The organism is Pseudomonas sp. GW821-FHT09C08 (genome assembly GCF_059418125.1).
On the sequence record NZ_JBWKPG010000004.1, the window covers coordinates 376,904 to 392,303 of the forward strand.

Genomic DNA, 15,400 nt, shown 5'->3' on the forward strand with positions numbered 1-15,400 from the left:
TTGACGCCCGCCTGGCGGGCTCTCCTGTTCAAATGCGCGCGCCGCCTCGTGGGCCGCGCGCGGAACTACCTGCAGACCTCAGTCGATGCGCTTGGCCGACTTGATCAGGACAGGATCGATTGGCACGTTCTGCATGCCTTGTTTGGTGGTGGTCTGCGAGTTGACGATGATGTCGACTACGTCCATGCCCTTGACCACTTTGGCGAATACGGCGTAACCGGCATCGCGGCCTGGGTCGAGGAAGGCATTGTCGGCCACGTTGATGAAGAACTGGCTGGTGGCCGAGTTCGGGTCATTGGTACGCGCCATGGACAAGGTGCCACGCACGTTATGCAGGCCGTTGCTGGCTTCGTTCTTGATCGGGGCTTCGGTCGGCTTTTGCGACATCGACTGGGTAAAGCCACCACCCTGAACCATGAAGCCCGGGATCACACGGTGGAAAATCGTGTTGGTGTAGAAGCCCTTGTCGACATAGGCCAGGAAGTTCTTGGTACTGATCGGCGCCTTGACCGGGTCCAGTTCGATTTCAATCTCGCCGTTGGTGGTGGTGATCAGCACGTGAGGCGCCTTGGCGGGCTCGGCGGCCATCAGGTTGGCAGCGAACAGAACGGAACCGGCAAAGAAGGCGATTTTTTTCAGCATGGGTCAGTGATCCTGGGTAGTGGTTTCGACTGTCTCTAGAAAATCGAGCAGGGTGGTATTAAAGACTTCGGGTTGATCCAAGGGCGTGGCATGGCGTGAATCTTCGATCACCACCAGCCGCGCATCGGGCAGCAGTTTTACATAGTTTTCTTTGTGCGCCACGGGGGTGTAGTCGTGGTCGGCGCTGATGACCAGGGTTGGACAGGTAATTCTCGAAAGTCGTTCCTGTACGCCCCAGCCCACAATCGCATCGAAGCTGGCGAGATAAGCACGTTTGTCGTTTTTTGCCCAGCGTTCGGCCATCTTGCGCCGCAGGTCGGCCTGTTCCGGCTTGGGGAACAACCGGTCGCCGAGGGCCTTGCCGATGGTCGCGAGGCTGAGCACCCGGGCGAGCGTCCAGCGCTTGGCCCACCACCCGTATTCCTGGAGACTGCGCACCTTGACCTCGGGCGCGCTGTTGACGATGCACAGGCTCTTGACCCGTGCGGGTTCGTCCACCGCAAGTTGAAACGCGATCATGCCACCCATGGACAGCCCCACCACGTGCGCGGCGGGCAGGTCCAGATGCTCGATGAGCGCGAGCAGGTCGTTGGTGAAGCCCTGGATGCTGTAGCGCTCGCGGGGTTTGTCCGAACGGCCGTGGCCACGTACATCCACCACGATCAGCCGATAGTGGCGGGCCAGCACCGGGACCTGCAGCTCCCAATCCTGGCTGCTGGAGCCCAGGCCGTGGATCAGGATCAGCGGGCTGCCGCGACCGTATTGCGCGTAGTGCAGGTTGCATCCTTCATGTTCGAACCAGGCCATGGGTGAACTCCGTTTCAGGCTTGCTGGGGGGCCGCGAACGGTGCGTCCAGCGGCGCAGTGTCAAAGGTGCGCAGCAGTTCCACGAGGATCTGCGTGGCCGGGCCCAAGGGTTTGTCTTTGTTCGAGTAGAGGTAGAACGTCGGGTTGCGGCTCCCGCCCTTTTCCAGGGGCAGTTGCTTGAGCAGGCCCTCCTTGAGCTCGCGCTCGATCAGGTGGCGGGGCAACCAGGCAAAGCCCAGGCCGCTGCTGACGAACGTGGCGGCGGTGGCCAGGCTGCCGACGGTCCAGCGCTGTTCGGCGCCGAGCCAACCTACATCCCGCGGTTGCTGGCGGCCGGAATCGCGGATCACCACCTGCATCTGGCTTTCGAGGTCCTGGAAGCTCAGTTCGCGGTTGAGCCGATGCAGGGGGTGATCGGGGTGAGCCACGGCGATGAATTCCACGTCGCTCATTTCCGTGCCCAGGTAACCCGGGATGATGAACCCACTGATGGCCAGGTCGGCCATGCCATCGAGCAACAGTTCTTCAACGCCCGACAGCACCTCTTCGCGCAGTCGCACGCGGCAACCGCGACTCTGCGGCATAAAGGCGGTGAGGGCACGGACCAGGCGCGCGTTGGGGTAAGCAGCGTCCACCACCAGGCGGACCTCGGCCTCCCAGCCCTGTTCCATGTGGTGGGCGAGGTCTTCCAATTGGCTGGCGTTTTTCACCAGTTGCCGGGAGCGGCGCAACAGCACTTCTCCGGCGTCGGTGAGCACCGCCTTGCGCCCATCGATGCGCAGCAAGGGCACGCCGAGCTGGTCTTGCATGCGGGCCACGGTGTAGCTCACCGAGGACTGCGAACGGTGCAGCGCTTCAGCCGCCTGGGCGAAGCCGCCGTGGTCGACCACGGCCTGCAGCGTGCGCCATTGATCGAGGGTAACGCGGGGCGCTTTCAAGATGGGCTCCTCTTGTCCTAAGCTGACAGTCCTTATTGGAGACTGCCGAATGAGAAAATTCTGTTGCGTGTTGCTGGCACTGCTGCCGATGACCGCGTTTGCCTACCCCATCGACGTGACTAAAAAGATCAATGGGGTACAAATCGATTACACCGCTTCCGATGTGGACGGCGACATCAGCTCGATCCAGCTCAATAACTACGGCACCCAGGATGCCGTGTGTTCGGTAACCTTCACCAACGGTCCGGAGTCCCCACGTCGCCGTACGGTGACGGTGCCCGCCGGCAAAAGCACCAACACCACGGTCAAGTTCAACCGCGCCATCATCAAGATGCGAATCGCCTTGGACTGTGCGCCGAAATAAAGCAGCAGAGCAGGTCGACAGGACCACTGCACATATAAACAAATTTATAGATGGGTTATAGCAGTTTTTTGCGCTTTTTAATCGAATGAGCCCTGGTTAACCTTTTCTCCATCGCCTTACAGCATTTACAGATGGAGCCTACGAAGCCATGTCCAATGTTCTGATCATCGAAAGCAGCGCTCGCCAGCAGGATTCGATTTCCCGCCAACTGACCCGCCAGTTCATCAGCCAATGGCAGGCCGCCCATCCGGCAGACCAGATCACCGTGCGCGACGTGGCCCTCAACCCGGTTCCGCACCTGGACGCCAACCTGCTCGGCGGCTGGATGAAGCCTGCCGAGCAGCGCAACGACGATGAGCAGGTGTCGCTCGACCGCTCCGATGAATTGACCCACGAATTACTCGCCGCCGATGTGCTGGTGATGGCTGCGCCGATGTACAACTTCGCCATCCCAAGCACCCTCAAGGCCTGGCTGGACCACGTGTTGCGCGCCGGTGTGACCTTCAAGTACACCGCTACCGGCCCGCAGGGTTTGCTCACCGGCAAGCGCGCGATAGTGTTGACCGCTCGCGGCGGCATCCACACCGGCGCCAGCTCCGATCACCAGGAACCGTACCTGCGCCAGGTCATGGCGTTTATCGGGATTCACGACGTGACCTTCATCCACGCCGAAGGAGTGAACCTGAGCGGGGACTTCCAGGAAAAGGGCATCAACCACGCCAAGGCCTTGTTGGCACAGGTGGCCTGATCCGTTAATCGCCAGATAATCGCGCGGTGTTTATCTAGTGCCACGCAAACCCTTCAAGTACGCGTAACGAACCTCCCTTTGCACTTTTGCTCCTGAGTGCTCCTGCCCGACTGACGCTTTAGCGAGGTCGGGTTTTTTTTGCCTTGAGTTTCGTCAATCGCCGAAAACCTTTAATGTCCCGCCCATTCGAAACGAGGCGCGCATGGGCTATCTACTGGTTGTCACCCTGATTCAGGCTTTTTCCTTCAGCTTGATCGGCGAATACCTCGCCGGTCACGTCGACAGCTACTTCGCGGTGCTGGTGCGCGTGGTGCTGGCCGGGCTGGTGTTTATCCCACTGACCCGCTGGCGCTCGGTGGAGCCGGCCTTCATGCGTGGCATGCTGCTGATCGGCGCCTTGCAGTTTGGCGTGACCTACGTGTGCCTGTACCTGAGCTTTCGCGTGCTGACGGTGCCGGAGGTGCTGCTGTTCACCATCCTCACGCCGCTGCATGTGACCCTGATCGAAGACGCCCTCAACCGCCGCTTCAATCCCTGGGCGCTGATCGCCGCGCTGGTGGCGGTAGCGGGCGCGGCGGTGATTCGTTTCGACCAGATCACGCCGCACTTCCTCATGGGCTTTTTGCTGCTGCAATTGGCCAACTTCACCTACGCCGCCGGGCAGGTGATGTACAAGCACCTGGTGGCGCGTTATCCGAGCGATCTGCCGCACTACCGACGTTTCGGTTATTTCTACGTGGGAGCGCTGCTGGTAGTGCTGCCGGCATTCCTGCTGTTCGGCAAAGCCGACTTCCTCCCCGACGCACCGCTGCAGTGGGGCGTGCTGGTGTTCCTCGGGTTGGTCAGCACTGCGCTGGGCATGTACTGGTGGAACAAGGGCGCCTGCCTGGTGCAGGGCGGCACCCTGGCGGTGATGAACAACCTCCATGTGCCGGTGGGCCTGCTGCTGAATTTGCTGATCTGGAACCAGCATGAGCCGCTGGGACGGCTGGCGTTGGGCGGGCTGGTGATCGTGGGGGCGGTGTGGATCAGTCGGTTGGGCGTAAAACCGCCCAACCGCTCCATGGCTTAAATCGCGCGACTTTCCGGGGCCGGCAAATGGCTGGCCCCCAGCACCGCCGGCAACATCCCCGCGCGCAAATCACTGCCACTCGGCTGTTGATACAGGCTCAAGCCAAACTCCGGCAGCACGGCCAGCAGGTAATCGAAGATATCCCCCTGGATCCGCTCGTAATCCGCCCACGCGGTGGTGCGGGTAAAGCAGTAGATCTCCAGCGGCACGCCCTGGGCGGTGGTCTGCATCTGGCGAACCATGCAGGTCATGTTCGGCTGGATGTCCGGGTGGCTTTTCAGATAGGCCAGGGCGTAGGCGCGAAAGGTGCCGAGGTTGGTCATGCGGCGGCGGTTGGCCGACAGTTGCGCGCTGTTGCCCTGGGCTTCGTTCCAGGCCTTGAGTTCAGCTTGCTTGCGCCCGATGTAGTCGGTGAGCAGGTGCACCTGGGTCATGCGCAGTTCTTCATCGTCACGCAGGAAGCGCACGCCGCTGGCGTCGATAAACAAGCTGCGCTTGATCCGCCGCCCGCCGGAAGCCTGCATGCCGCGCCAGTTCTTGAACGACTCGGACATCAGGCGCCAGGTGGGAATCGAGACGATGGTCTTGTCGAAGTTCTGCACCTTGACCGTGTGCAGGGTGATGTCCACCACGTCACCGTCGGCGCCGACCTGGGGCATTTCGATCCAGTCGCCGACGCGCAGCATGTCGTTGCTGGTCAGTTGCACGCTGGCGACGAACGACAGCAGCGTGTCCTTGTACACCAACAGGATCACCGCCGACATCGCACCCAGGCCCGACAGCAGCAACAGCGGCGAGCGGTCGATCAGGGTGGCGACGATGATGATTGCGCCGAACACGAACAGCACCATTTTCGCCAGTTGCACGTAGCCCTTGATCGAGCGGGTGCGGGCGTGTTCGGTGCGCGCGTAGATGTCCAGCAGTGCACTGAGCAGCGCGCTGATCGCCAGCACCAGGAACAGGATGGTCAGCGCCAGGGCCACGTTGCCGATGAACAGGATGGCGGTCTTGCTCAGGTCCGGCACCAGGTACAGGCCGAACTGGATCACCAGCGACGGCGTCATCTGCGCCAGGCGGTGGAAGACTTTGTTGTGCCGCAGGTCGTTGAGCCAGTGCAGCGCCGGCTGCCGGCCGAGCAATTTGACGGCGTGGAGGATGAGGTAGCGCGCCACCCGTCCGAGCAGCAGCGCCACTACCAGCAACACCAGCAAGCCCAGGCTGGCGTGCAGCAGCGGGTGTTGATCGAGGGCGCCCCAGAGGTCCTGGGCGTTGAGCCAGAGCTGTTTGATATCCATGGGTGAAACCGATTCTTCTGTAAGACAAGACGAGGCGATTAGAGCATTTAAGTGCAACAAAGTTGATGTTCCGGACAAATGCCCTGACAAAAAAGCAGCTGATTAGCACCGTTCGCGTAAAGACACTCGGTTTGGACGCCCGAAACCGGTACCCTATGCAGCTGATTTTTTGTATTTCTTCGAGGTAGCACCCGTGTTTTCCCAATTCGCCCTGCACGAACGCCTGCTCAAAGCCGTGGCCGAGCTTAAATTTGTCGAGCCTACGCCTGTGCAAGCAGCGGCCATCCCGCTCGCGCTCGAAGGGCGTGACCTGCGGGTGACGGCTCAAACCGGGAGTGGCAAGACCGCCGCTTTCGTCCTGCCGATTCTTCACCGTCTGATCGGCCCGGCCAAAGTCCGCGTCAGCATCAAGACCCTGATCCTGCTGCCGACCCGCGAGCTGGCCCAGCAGACCTTGAAGGAAGTGGAACGCTTCTCGCAGTTCACCTTCATCAAGTCCGGCCTGATCACCGGTGGCGAAGACTTCAAGGTCCAGGCCGCCATGCTGCGCAAGGTGCCGGACATCTTGATCGGCACCCCGGGCCGCATGATCGAGCAACTGAATGCCGGCAACCTCGACCTCAAGGAAGTCGAAGTGCTGGTACTCGACGAAGCCGACCGCATGCTCGACATGGGCTTTGCCGACGACGTGCAGCGTCTGGTCGGCGAATGCGTCAACCGCCAGCAGACCATGCTGTTCTCCGCCACCACCGGCGGTTCGACCCTGCGCGACATGGTCGCCAAGGTCCTGAACAATCCTGAGCATCTGCAAGTCAACAACGTCAGCGACCTGAACGCGACCACGCGCCAGCAGATCGTCACCGCCGACCACAATGTGCACAAAGAGCAGATTCTCAACTGGCTGCTGGCCAACGAGACCTACCAGAAAGCCATTGTGTTCACCAACACCCGTGCAGCGGCCGACCGTATCTACGGTCGCCTGGTGGCCCAGGATTACAAAGCGTTCGTGCTGCACGGCGAAAAAGACCAGAAAGACCGCAAGCTAGCCATCGACCGCCTGAAGGCCGGTGGCGTGAAGATCCTGGTGGCCACCGATGTCGCGGCTCGCGGCCTGGACGTGGACGGCCTGGACATGGTCATCAACTTCGACATGCCCCGCAGCGGCGACGAGTACGTGCACCGTATTGGCCGTACCGGGCGTGCCGGCAACGATGGCCTGGCGATCTCGCTGATCTGCCACGGCGACTGGAACCTGATGTCGAGCATCGAGCGCTACCTCAAGCAGTCGTTCGAGCGCCGTACCATCAAGGAGGTCAAAGGCACCTACACCGGGCCGAAGAAGGTCAAGGCGTCGGGCAAGGCCGTGGGCGTGAAGAAGAAAAAGACCGACGCCAAGGGCGACAAGAAAAAGGCCGGTGCCAAGTCGCCGACCAAGCGCAAGATTGCCAACCGCCCGAAGACCGACAACCTGTCGTTGGTCAGCAAGGACGGCATGGCACCCCTCAAGCGCCGCAAGCCAGAAGCACCGGCTGCTGAGTGATTCAGGGCTGATATGAAAAAACCGGACAATGTCCGGTTTTTTTATGCCTTCAGTTTTTCGCCTTGGCGGCGGCTTCCTTCAATTCTTTCAAGCGGGCGTCGATCAGCTGGCACTTGTCGGGGAACTCCGCGCTTTCCGTGTCCAGGTTCATTTTCTGCAATTCATCATTCATTTCCTTGGCCTTGGTCGGGTTCTGCTCGGTGAGCTTGGCCACTTCCTGGGCGAGTTGCTCGCGCTTGGCGGTGGCCTCTTCGGGCGTGCAGGCCCAGGCGGGCAGGGCGGTCAGGAGCGTGGCGGCGATGGCCAGGTTCATCAGGGTTTTCATGGGGGACCTCCTTGGCGGTTATGCTCAGTTGAGGGGGCGAACGTCTGGAAAGTTCAGAGAAATCACGCCCGTCCGGTCGGCTGAACGGCGAGTGGCGTGGCGTGTCACACCTTTAGACGGGCTACTTTCCTTAGGCCTGCAGGAGGAATCAGGATGACGACTTACAACTGGGATTTGATCGAACGTCTGCTGCATGAAGTGCAGAACGGCGAAGGCAGCTTTGCCCCGCGCAAATATGCCGAGCAGGAAGCCGCCGAGAAGGCCACGGCGGGCGAATTCACGGGCAATCTGGATGCGCTGAAAAAGACCGCTGCCGATTACGAAGCGCTGCTGTTCAAGCGAGGGTTTATTGAGTCGCGGCCTGAGGAGGAGGGCGGCAATGGTGAGAATTTCATCCTGACCGCGCTCGGCGCGCAACTGCTGGCGCTGATCGACAGCTCGATACCCGGCAATGATCACCCGCGCCAGGTGCTCGATGAGCAAGCGGATGCGCTGGACCCGGCAACGTTTGCCGAGGTGGCTTCGAAGGCCCAGATTGCCTGAGCGGCCAACGTGCGGATTTGTCCTCGAAAGAGGTGTGTCAGTCGATATTTCAGTGACTGATACGCCGCCTTCGCGGGCAAGCCGGCTCCCACATTTTTGATCGTGCTTTCGAGTTGGGATCTGGTTCGTTTCGCCAACATTCGCGCTGGCGATACAACTCGGTTTAGCCTTTAAATACATCCCGAATGTGGGAGCGGGCTTGTTCGCGAATACGGTGTGTCAGTCAACGAATATGCGGGCTGATCCACCGCCTTCGCGAGCAAGCCCGCTCCCACATTTTTGATCGCGCTTCCGAATTGGGATTTGGTTAGGTTCGCCAACATTCGCGCTGCTGGTACAACTCGGTTTAGCCTTGAAATACATCCCAAATGTGGGAGCGGGCTTGCTCGCGAATACGGTGTGTCAGTCAACGAATATGCGGGCTGATCCACCGCCTTCGCGAGCAAACCCACTGCCACATTTTTGATCGCGGTGAAGCCTGGGGTTTGGCGGCGTGGCTGGAATAGTCGGGCCTTGCACCGCAGGCGTGGACAACGCCTCTCTCCCTGTGGGAGCGGGCTTGCTCGCGAATACGGTGTGTCAGTCAACGAAGATGTTGGCTGATCCACCGCCTTCGCGAGCACACCAGCTGCCACATTTCTAGCTCGCAGCACCCTTCAGGCATTTGAGCGCCTTGAAGTCACTGCGCACGCCGTCGATTTTTTGCCTCAGCTTCAGTCGCTGCTGCACGGTGCTCTCAGCCATCAGGTCGACAATCAAGCTGCGCGCAGCCGCTTCGGTCTGGGCATAGGCCGTGCGGTATTGCGGGGTCCACAGGCTTTCGCGATCTACCAGCAGTTGCTGCATTTTCTGCGGGAAGTCGGGGCTCTGGCGCTGCTTCACCGCTTCGATAAATTGCGCCTGCCAATGCGCGCGGTTGCCGATCCATTCCTGGTTTTGTTCACCCAGGGCGATGGACCAGGCGGTCACGCGATTCTGCTGGCTGGCACTCAGCGGGCCCATCCAGGCGTCCAGGCGCTTGCTCATGCGTTGGGCGCGTTCCTTGATCTGCTGCTCAAGCGGCGGCTTGAGGTACTCGTCCTGACGCTTGCGCAGGTCTTTGGCCAGCGCATCGTTCATGTCCTTGACCTGTTGGTCGTCCAGCCCCTTGAGCAGTTCGATGGCCGACGGGGTAATCTCGCGGGCGACATCGGCAATGGCCTGTTTGGCTTCGGCGGTACGCGTCTGCAAAGCGGCGTCGGTGACCTGGTTGGTGTCGACCATCTGCTGCAGGCGGTCCAGCCAATCCAGGTAACCCGGCAGTTGCGTGGTGCAGTGCCAGGCCAGGTGTTCCTTGAGTTTGTCGTTGAACCAGGTCTTCTGCCCGGCATTCATGTCCAGGTAGTCGTTGAGGGTCCACGGGATGATGACGTCGAGGTTGCGATAGGCCAGGCCCACGCGATTGCAGCCGGCGAGCACCAGGCTCAGGGTCAGCAATACCACCAGTAGTTTGAGCCGACGCAGCATGGGCGGGTCCTTGCGCTGAGGGGGTTAGTGCATGTGAACCCGCGGCAGGCGCGACAGTTCAGCCCGTCAATAAAACGACCGCGCGGCCTTCAAGGTCAACAGGCCGTCGCATTGCGAGTTGTGTCCGGAGTACGCCGAGCAGTCGCCGCCGCTGAGGCTGGAGTCGCTGTAGATCAGGTTCAGGTCCACGCCCATCCACTGGCGGGAGAACTGTACCGACCAGTCGCTGAACGTGCTGATGGAGCCGCCCTCCACCGAGACCGGGGTGCCCAACTGATGGGTGGTGTATTTCATGCTCACACCGATGCCGAACGGCTGCGTGCCGCCGAGGTCGGCGAACAGCGTGCTGTCCTGGCGGTCCGGATCATTGCTGAACGACGCACCGAAGCGGTTGCCCAGCAGGTTCAGGCCACCGTAGAACTCCTGACTGTCGAGAGGGCTGAGCTTGGGATAGCTGTAATGGATCAGGCCCACTTCATAACCCAGGGTCTGGTCGAAGGGGTGTTTGAAGCCCATGTACGAGTCGACCTCAAGATTGCTGGTCGAGGACAGTCCCATGTTCGGCGAAAACTGGCCGACATACAGGCCGCTGTCGTGGCTCAGGTCCAGCCCGCCGTGGAACGAGTCGCTGCCGGGAGAAGTCGGCTTGACCAGGCCCTGTGCCATGCTGCGGGTAGGTGTGGTGCCCAATTTGAGGTCGAAGTCGCCCAGGTCGCGCTGGAAGATCTGCGCTTCGGCGAGGGGGCTGGCGGCCAGGGCTGCGACCAGGAAAATGCAGGGTTTGAACATGCTTCACTCCGTGAAAAGCGAGGAGCAGTGACGAAGAAAGTCGGGGAGATGCCCGTGCTAGACGTGTGCAAGCATACCGGCGAATGCCAGGAGCTGAGCCCCGTTCGTCGATTGGCGCGAGATTGAGTGTGTTTAAGAGGGAATTTGCGGCTCTAGTCCTAGCGCCTTGATGGCAAGGCGCTTAGGGACCAGGTGTGTTGCGCGGTGTTACTTTTTACCCAGGCTGATCTGCTTGGACGGGCCGAAAGTCTGGCCGCTGACGCCCTTGGCAATTTGCTGGATTTCGCCACCGGACTTGAGGAAAGCAGCAATCTGGCTGTTGATCGATTCGCTGGTTTCAACGGCGGGAGCTGGCTTTGCTTTGCTGTTGGATGCTTTTACGCGCATGGCGGCCACTAACCTGTAGAAAATTAACTTGGCCAGGCATCGTACAGGAAATACTTGACAATTGCTTGGCAAATATCCCCCGGGAATAAGTCGTGAGGCGGGAAATGCGCAAACTTGGTTTTTGAATTAACCCCCTAACTTACTGTTTTAACTGGAAACCAGTGGGCTGTGAGGCGTGACGGGCGCGCCGAAATTCAGCCGAATGATCGGACGAGCGGGGCGGTGCCAGTAGAACGCCACGCACGCCGCGATTTTTCAGGCGCGCGCGCGCGTGGCGAGCGCAACTCGCGTAGAATGCCGCCCACGCAATGAGGGTATTTGGAAATGGCTTTAGTCGGGCGCTACAACAGCTTGCAAGTAGTTAAACACACGAACTTCGGTTTGTACCTGGACGGTGCGCAAGACGGTGAGATCCTCTTGCCTAATCGGTACATCCCCAAAGATATTCCCAGTGAAGATGAAGACTGGCTTAACGTTTTCATTTATCTGGACAGCGATGACAAACTTATCGCCACGACCGAAAAACCCAAAGTTCAAGTTGGCGAGTTTGCCAGTTTGAAAGTTGTTGAAGTCAACAGTATCGGCGTGTTCCTCGACTGGGGCTTGCCCAAGGATCTGTTGCTGCCGTATTCGGAAGAAAAACGCCAGTTGAGCGCCGGTGAATACTGCGTGGTGCATGTTTATCTCGACAAACACACCAAGCGCATTACCGCCACTGCGCGGCTTGATCGCTACCTCGACAAGACGCCTGCCAACTACCAGGTGGGCCAGGAAGTCGACCTGCTGGTCGCAGAAGCCACCGACATGGGCTTCAAGGCGATCATCAACAACAAGCATTGGGGCTTGATCCACAAGAACGAAGTGTTCAAGTTCCTGCGCCCGGGCAAGGAAGAGAAAGGCTTTATCAAAGAGATCCGCGCCGATGGCAACATCAGCCTGAGCCTGCAGCCGGTCGGCCAGGAAGCGGCGTCCAGCCTCAACTCCAAGATCCTCGCCAAGTTGCGTGAAAACAATGGCACCCTGCCGGTCAGCGACAAGAGCGACCCGGCGGTGATCAGCAACTTGTTCGGCGTGAGCAAGGGCAACTTCAAGAAAGCCATCGGTGCGCTCTACAAGCAGGGCCAGATCGTGATTCATGCGGATCGCATTGAACTAAGCTGAGTGCGATTTGCTCTCCTGTAGGCGCCGGCTTGCCGGCGATGAGGCCAGTGGCCTTTAAGGTGTTTCCTCACACGCCGTCGCTGGCCAGCCAGCGCCTACAGAAGGTCACTGCAATGTCCAAACGATCGCTGTTCGCCTACCTCGGCACGTTGTTCGCGTTTCTCGTCCTTGACGGTCTTTGGCTCGGCGTCCTGATGGGCCCGACCTACAAATCCTTGCTGGGCCCGCTGATGCTTGATCAGCCGCGCCTGTTGCCCGCGGTGCTGTTTTACCTCCTTTATGCCCTCGGTTGTGTCGTCTTCGTGGTCTTGCCCAGCGCCAGCTGGCAACGCGCCGCGCGCCTTGGCGCCTTGCTTGGGCTGGTCGCCTACGGCACCTATGACCTGAGCAATTGGGCCACGCTGCACGGCTGGTCGGCCGCTCTTGCGATCATGGACATGGCGTGGGGCACCTTCCTGACGGCGGCCTGCTGCACCGTGGGATACCTGTGTGCACATCGAGTGCACCAATGATTGTGTACAGGATTTACGTGCACCGTTACTGAGCGAAACCCAGTCGCGAACCGCTGATAAACCCCTTTGGAACGCCGTCACACAGGGATTGTGTGCCATTGGCATGTATTCTGCTGAATGCCTCGTATACAAACTATGCCGCCTTCCGTATGCACCCGCTACGGTAGCGCAGGCAGGTATTTCGAGGAGCCCAGCGATGACCGAACACTTGCCCAAAGGCTACAGCCCACGCCTGTACAACCAGGACCTGGGGCCGCTGCCGCAGAAGTGGACCTGGTACAACATTTTTGCCTTCTGGATGAGTGACGTGCACAGCGTCGGCGGCTACGTGTTCGCTGCCAGCCTGTTCGCGTTGGGGTTGGCCAGTTGGCAGGTCTTGATTGCCTTGCTCGCCGGCATCTGCATCGTGCAATTGATCGCCAACCTGGTGGCCAAACCGAGCCAGCAAGCGGCAGTGCCTTATCCGGTGATCTGCCGGCTGGCCTTTGGCGTATTCGGAGCGAATATTCCCGCGGTGATTCGCGGCCTGATCGCCGTGGCCTGGTACGGGATTCAGACGTACCTGGCGTCGAGTGCCTTGATCATCGTGGTGCTGCGCTTTTTCCCACAGATGGCGGTGTATGCAGAGCCGCATTTCGCAGGCTTGTCGTACTTGGGCTGGTTTGGTTTCCTCAGCCTGTGGGTGCTGCAGGCAGCGGTCTTCTGGGCCGGCATGGAGTCGATTCGCCGCTTCATCGACTGGGCCGGTCCGGTGGTCTACGCGGTGATGTTTGCCCTGGCTGGATGGATTGTGTGGAAGGCCGGCTGGGCGAATATCAGCTTCACCCTGGCAGAAAAGTCGCTGTCGGGCTGGCAGGCGTTCGGTCAGGTGATCGTGGCGACGGCGCTGGTGGTGTCGTACTTTTCCGGGCCGACCCTGAATTTTGGCGACTTCAGCCGTTACTGCCGCAGCATGCGCGACGTGCGGCGCGGCAACTTCTGGGGGCTGCCGGTGAATTTCCTGGCGTTTTCCCTGGTCACCGTGGTGATCGTCTCGGGCACTTTGCCGGTGTTTGGTGAAATGCTCCATGACCCGATCGCGACGGTTTCGCGCATCGATAACAGCATGGCGGTGTTGCTGGGCGCCTTTGCCTTTGTCACGGCGACCATCGGCATCAATATCGTCGCCAACTTCGTCTCCCCGGCGTTTGACTTCGCCAACGTCGCACCGAGCAAAATCAGCTGGCGCGCCGGCGGGATGATCGCGGCCGTGGCATCGATCTTCATCACCCCCTGGAACTTGTTCAACAACCCGCTGATGATTCACTACACCCTGGACATCCTCGCCGCCTTCATCGGGCCGTTGTTCGGGATTCTGTTGGTGGATTTCTACCTGATCAAAAAGCAGAAGATCGATGTCGATGCGCTGTTCGATGACAGCCCAGGCGGGCGCTATTACTTCGACGGCGGTGTGAATGGGACGGCGGTCAAGGCGCTGGTGCCGGCGACGCTGGTGGGCGTCGCGATCACCTTCACCCCGGCGTTGCAGGGCATGGCCAATTTTGCCTGGTTTACCGGATGCTTCCTGGGTGGGCTGTTTTTCCTGGTGTTGTCGCGGCGCGAACAGGTGCGAGTGCCTGCGCCGATGGTTGCCGGCTGACCAACACCCCGCCCGCTACCAGCAGGCCCGCACCGGCGACTACCAGCGCCGGTTGCAGGCCGCCGCTGAGTTGGCTGCTGACCGACGCCAGCAATGGCCCGCTCAGTTGGCCGATCGCAAAGCTCGCGGTCAACAGCCCGGTGCTGCGCTGGTAGCCGTGGGGGGCGACTTCGCGCAAGCGCGCCATCACCAACTGCATGCACGCCAGGAACGGCCCGCCGCACAGCAGTACGCCCAGCGCCAACCCCCAGCCATTGCCCAGCAGGCAGGCGAACACCCCGGCCGCTTGCAACCACAGGGTCGCCATCAACCAGCGACGGGTGGTGTGCGGGTCCTTGCGGCGCAGGCTCGCGGCCACCACGCCAATCGCCGCGGCCAGGCCAAAGCAGGGCCAGAACAGATCGGCCTGCCAGGCGCCCTTGAATTGCGCGCTGGCCATCTGTGACAGAAACGTCGCCGGAATGATGTAGCCCAGGCCGTACAGCACGTAGATCCAGCACAGGTGCGTGATGCTGCCATTACTGGCCACCTCGGTATGGCTGGAAACGGGCGCGCTGGCGGCGGAAGGCTTGGGCAAAAACGGCAGGATGGCCAGCAGCATCACCAATGCCACCCCGCCATACACCAGCCACAGCGTTGCGGAGTTTTGGCCCAGCAGGTTCGAGCCCAGCGCCAGCAACCCGGTCAGCAGAATCCCCAGCCCCGGCCCGGCAAACACCAGGGCCCCGGGGCGTGGGCGGCCGGCGGCAATCGCCAGCGGCTGGCTCAGGCTGGTGATCATCACCAGCGCCCAGGCGCTTGCCACACCCGTGCCGAAACGCAGCAGCAGGTGCGGCCAGAACCCGTGGGCCCAGTACGACGCCAGCGTCAGCAGCACACACAGCCACAGCCCGCCGTACAAGCGACCGCGTACGTGGTGATGGCTGCGCGCGAAGATCGAATCCACCGCGCCGACAAAGTAGCCCAGGTAATTGGCGGCAGCGATCAGTCCGGCGCCGGTCAAGTCGATCTGCCCCTCGCTGAGCAGATGCGGCATTTGCGGGGTGAGGGCGAAGCGACCGATGCCCATCGCCATCATCAAGGCGACAAAGCTGGCAAGTAAGCGGATCAAAGGGGACATGGTCAGGTTTCC

At 60.6% G+C, this 15,400-nt stretch carries 17 protein-coding genes; 8 read left to right on the top strand and 9 right to left on the bottom strand.

Translation table 11 applies throughout. The features are described from left to right. Window positions 1-78: 78 nt before the first annotated feature. Genes AC07OJ_RS16360 through AC07OJ_RS16370 form a run of 3 tightly spaced genes read right to left on the bottom strand, consistent with a single transcriptional unit; the run spans window position 79 to window position 2,387 of the window. On the bottom strand, window positions 79-642 hold the full coding sequence (locus tag AC07OJ_RS16360; protein WP_065909649.1) for a peptidylprolyl isomerase: 564 nt from the start codon (window positions 640-642) through the stop codon (window positions 79-81). 3 nt (window positions 643-645) lie between these two features. Beyond that, window positions 646-1,449, bottom strand: coding sequence for an alpha/beta fold hydrolase (locus AC07OJ_RS16365; protein WP_213553478.1), 804 nt, complete (start codon window positions 1,447-1,449; stop codon window positions 646-648). Between the two features lie 14 nt (window positions 1,450-1,463). Continuing rightward, window positions 1,464-2,387 (bottom strand): PA3225 family LysR-type transcriptional regulator, encoded by a 924-nt coding sequence (locus AC07OJ_RS16370; protein ID WP_065909653.1) that lies wholly within the window; start codon window positions 2,385-2,387, stop codon window positions 1,464-1,466. A 49-nt stretch (window positions 2,388-2,436) separates the two neighbouring features. On the opposite strand from AC07OJ_RS16370, the gene AC07OJ_RS16375 reads away from it, so the two are divergent. The 3 genes from AC07OJ_RS16375 (at window position 2,437) to AC07OJ_RS16385 (ending at window position 4,571) form a co-directional block, all read left to right on the top strand. Continuing rightward, on the top strand, window positions 2,437-2,751 hold the full coding sequence (locus AC07OJ_RS16375; RefSeq protein WP_065909655.1) for a 3-phosphoglycerate kinase: 315 nt from the start codon (window positions 2,437-2,439) through the stop codon (window positions 2,749-2,751). Between the two features lie 148 nt (window positions 2,752-2,899). Next, window positions 2,900-3,499, top strand: a complete 600-nt coding sequence (locus AC07OJ_RS16380; protein WP_065909657.1) for an FMN-dependent NADH-azoreductase — start codon at window positions 2,900-2,902, stop codon at window positions 3,497-3,499. Window positions 3,500-3,701: 202 nt separating this feature from the next. Then, entirely contained in the window at window positions 3,702-4,571 is an 870-nt protein-coding gene (locus AC07OJ_RS16385) for a carboxylate/amino acid/amine transporter (protein ID WP_106802996.1), read from the top strand. Here AC07OJ_RS16385 and AC07OJ_RS16390 read toward each other — a convergent pair. Further along, entirely contained in the window at window positions 4,568-5,866 is a 1,299-nt protein-coding gene (locus tag AC07OJ_RS16390) for a mechanosensitive ion channel family protein (protein WP_495094818.1), read from the bottom strand. The two genes, AC07OJ_RS16385 and AC07OJ_RS16390, sit on opposite strands and share 4 nt — an antisense overlap. A 193-nt stretch (window positions 5,867-6,059) precedes the next feature. On the opposite strand from AC07OJ_RS16390, the gene AC07OJ_RS16395 reads away from it, so the two are divergent. Continuing rightward, on the top strand, window positions 6,060-7,406 hold the full coding sequence (locus AC07OJ_RS16395) for a DEAD/DEAH box helicase (RefSeq protein ID WP_065909664.1): 1,347 nt from the start codon (window positions 6,060-6,062) through the stop codon (window positions 7,404-7,406). Window positions 7,407-7,455: 49 nt separating this feature from the next. On the opposite strand, the gene AC07OJ_RS16400 is transcribed toward AC07OJ_RS16395, so the two are convergent. Then, window positions 7,456-7,731, bottom strand: a complete 276-nt coding sequence (locus AC07OJ_RS16400; RefSeq protein ID WP_065909667.1) for a hypothetical protein — start codon at window positions 7,729-7,731, stop codon at window positions 7,456-7,458. A gap of 153 nt (window positions 7,732-7,884) precedes the next feature. Here AC07OJ_RS16400 and AC07OJ_RS16405 point away from each other — a divergent pair, with 153 nt between their 5' ends. Next, window positions 7,885-8,274 carry a transcriptional regulator gene (locus AC07OJ_RS16405; RefSeq protein ID WP_495094819.1) on the top strand — a complete coding sequence of 130 codons (390 nt, stop codon included), beginning with the start codon at window positions 7,885-7,887 and terminating at the stop codon, window positions 8,272-8,274. 639 nt (window positions 8,275-8,913) lie between these two features. Here AC07OJ_RS16405 and AC07OJ_RS16410 read toward each other — a convergent pair. From AC07OJ_RS16410 to AC07OJ_RS16420, 3 genes are all read right to left on the bottom strand, one after another. Continuing rightward, on the bottom strand, window positions 8,914-9,780 hold the full coding sequence (locus tag AC07OJ_RS16410; RefSeq protein ID WP_495094820.1) for a DUF6279 family lipoprotein: 867 nt from the start codon (window positions 9,778-9,780) through the stop codon (window positions 8,914-8,916). A gap of 66 nt (window positions 9,781-9,846) precedes the next feature. Beyond that, a complete protein-coding gene (locus AC07OJ_RS16415; protein ID WP_495094821.1) occupies window positions 9,847-10,569 on the bottom strand; it encodes a TorF family putative porin in 723 nt (240 codons plus the stop codon). 207 nt (window positions 10,570-10,776) lie between these two features. After that, complete coding sequence (locus AC07OJ_RS16420; protein WP_003193095.1) at window positions 10,777-10,956, bottom strand: PFL_1563 family small protein; 180 nt, start codon at window positions 10,954-10,956, stop codon at window positions 10,777-10,779. Between the two features lie 324 nt (window positions 10,957-11,280). Between AC07OJ_RS16420 and AC07OJ_RS16425 the strand changes: the two genes are divergently transcribed. The 3 genes from AC07OJ_RS16425 (at window position 11,281) to AC07OJ_RS16435 (ending at window position 14,268) form a co-directional block, all read left to right on the top strand. After that, window positions 11,281-12,117 carry a CvfB family protein gene (locus AC07OJ_RS16425; RefSeq protein WP_034099624.1) on the top strand — a complete coding sequence of 279 codons (837 nt, stop codon included), beginning with the start codon at window positions 11,281-11,283 and terminating at the stop codon, window positions 12,115-12,117. Between the two features lie 113 nt (window positions 12,118-12,230). Beyond that, the gene (locus tag AC07OJ_RS16430; protein ID WP_201145680.1) at window positions 12,231-12,629 is read left to right on the top strand and encodes a DUF2177 family protein; all 399 of its coding nucleotides are present in this window, start codon (window positions 12,231-12,233) and stop codon (window positions 12,627-12,629) included. A gap of 196 nt (window positions 12,630-12,825) precedes the next feature. Further along, the gene (locus AC07OJ_RS16435) at window positions 12,826-14,268 is read left to right on the top strand and encodes an NCS1 family nucleobase:cation symporter-1 (RefSeq protein WP_495094822.1); all 1,443 of its coding nucleotides are present in this window, start codon (window positions 12,826-12,828) and stop codon (window positions 14,266-14,268) included. Here the strand turns inward: AC07OJ_RS16435 and AC07OJ_RS16440 are convergent. Next, the gene (locus AC07OJ_RS16440; RefSeq protein WP_495094823.1) at window positions 14,180-15,388 is read right to left on the bottom strand and encodes an MFS transporter; all 1,209 of its coding nucleotides are present in this window, start codon (window positions 15,386-15,388) and stop codon (window positions 14,180-14,182) included. The two genes, AC07OJ_RS16435 and AC07OJ_RS16440, sit on opposite strands and share 89 nt — an antisense overlap. Window positions 15,389-15,400 lie beyond the last annotated feature (12 nt).

Coding starts and splice junctions, on each gene's coding strand:
- AC07OJ_RS16430 (WP_201145680.1), top strand. CDS start 12,231: ATGTCCAAACGATCGCTGTTCGCCTACCTCGGCACGTTGTTCGCGTTT.
- AC07OJ_RS16390 (WP_495094818.1), bottom strand. CDS start 5,866: ATGGATATCAAACAGCTCTGGCTCAACGCCCAGGACCTCTGGGGCGCC.
- AC07OJ_RS16420 (WP_003193095.1), bottom strand. CDS start 10,956: ATGCGCGTAAAAGCATCCAACAGCAAAGCAAAGCCAGCTCCCGCCGTT.
- AC07OJ_RS16425 (WP_034099624.1), top strand. CDS start 11,281: ATGGCTTTAGTCGGGCGCTACAACAGCTTGCAAGTAGTTAAACACACG.
- AC07OJ_RS16410 (WP_495094820.1), bottom strand. CDS start 9,780: ATGCTGCGTCGGCTCAAACTACTGGTGGTATTGCTGACCCTGAGCCTG.
- AC07OJ_RS16435 (WP_495094822.1), top strand. CDS start 12,826: ATGACCGAACACTTGCCCAAAGGCTACAGCCCACGCCTGTACAACCAG.
- AC07OJ_RS16400 (WP_065909667.1), bottom strand. CDS start 7,731: ATGAAAACCCTGATGAACCTGGCCATCGCCGCCACGCTCCTGACCGCC.
- AC07OJ_RS16440 (WP_495094823.1), bottom strand. CDS start 15,388: ATGTCCCCTTTGATCCGCTTACTTGCCAGCTTTGTCGCCTTGATGATG.
- AC07OJ_RS16360 (WP_065909649.1), bottom strand. CDS start 642: ATGCTGAAAAAAATCGCCTTCTTTGCCGGTTCCGTTCTGTTCGCTGCC.
- AC07OJ_RS16375 (WP_065909655.1), top strand. CDS start 2,437: ATGAGAAAATTCTGTTGCGTGTTGCTGGCACTGCTGCCGATGACCGCG.
- AC07OJ_RS16365 (WP_213553478.1), bottom strand. CDS start 1,449: ATGGCCTGGTTCGAACATGAAGGATGCAACCTGCACTACGCGCAATAC.
- AC07OJ_RS16405 (WP_495094819.1), top strand. CDS start 7,885: ATGACGACTTACAACTGGGATTTGATCGAACGTCTGCTGCATGAAGTG.
- AC07OJ_RS16380 (WP_065909657.1), top strand. CDS start 2,900: ATGTCCAATGTTCTGATCATCGAAAGCAGCGCTCGCCAGCAGGATTCG.
- AC07OJ_RS16385 (WP_106802996.1), top strand. CDS start 3,702: ATGGGCTATCTACTGGTTGTCACCCTGATTCAGGCTTTTTCCTTCAGC.
- AC07OJ_RS16415 (WP_495094821.1), bottom strand. CDS start 10,569: ATGTTCAAACCCTGCATTTTCCTGGTCGCAGCCCTGGCCGCCAGCCCC.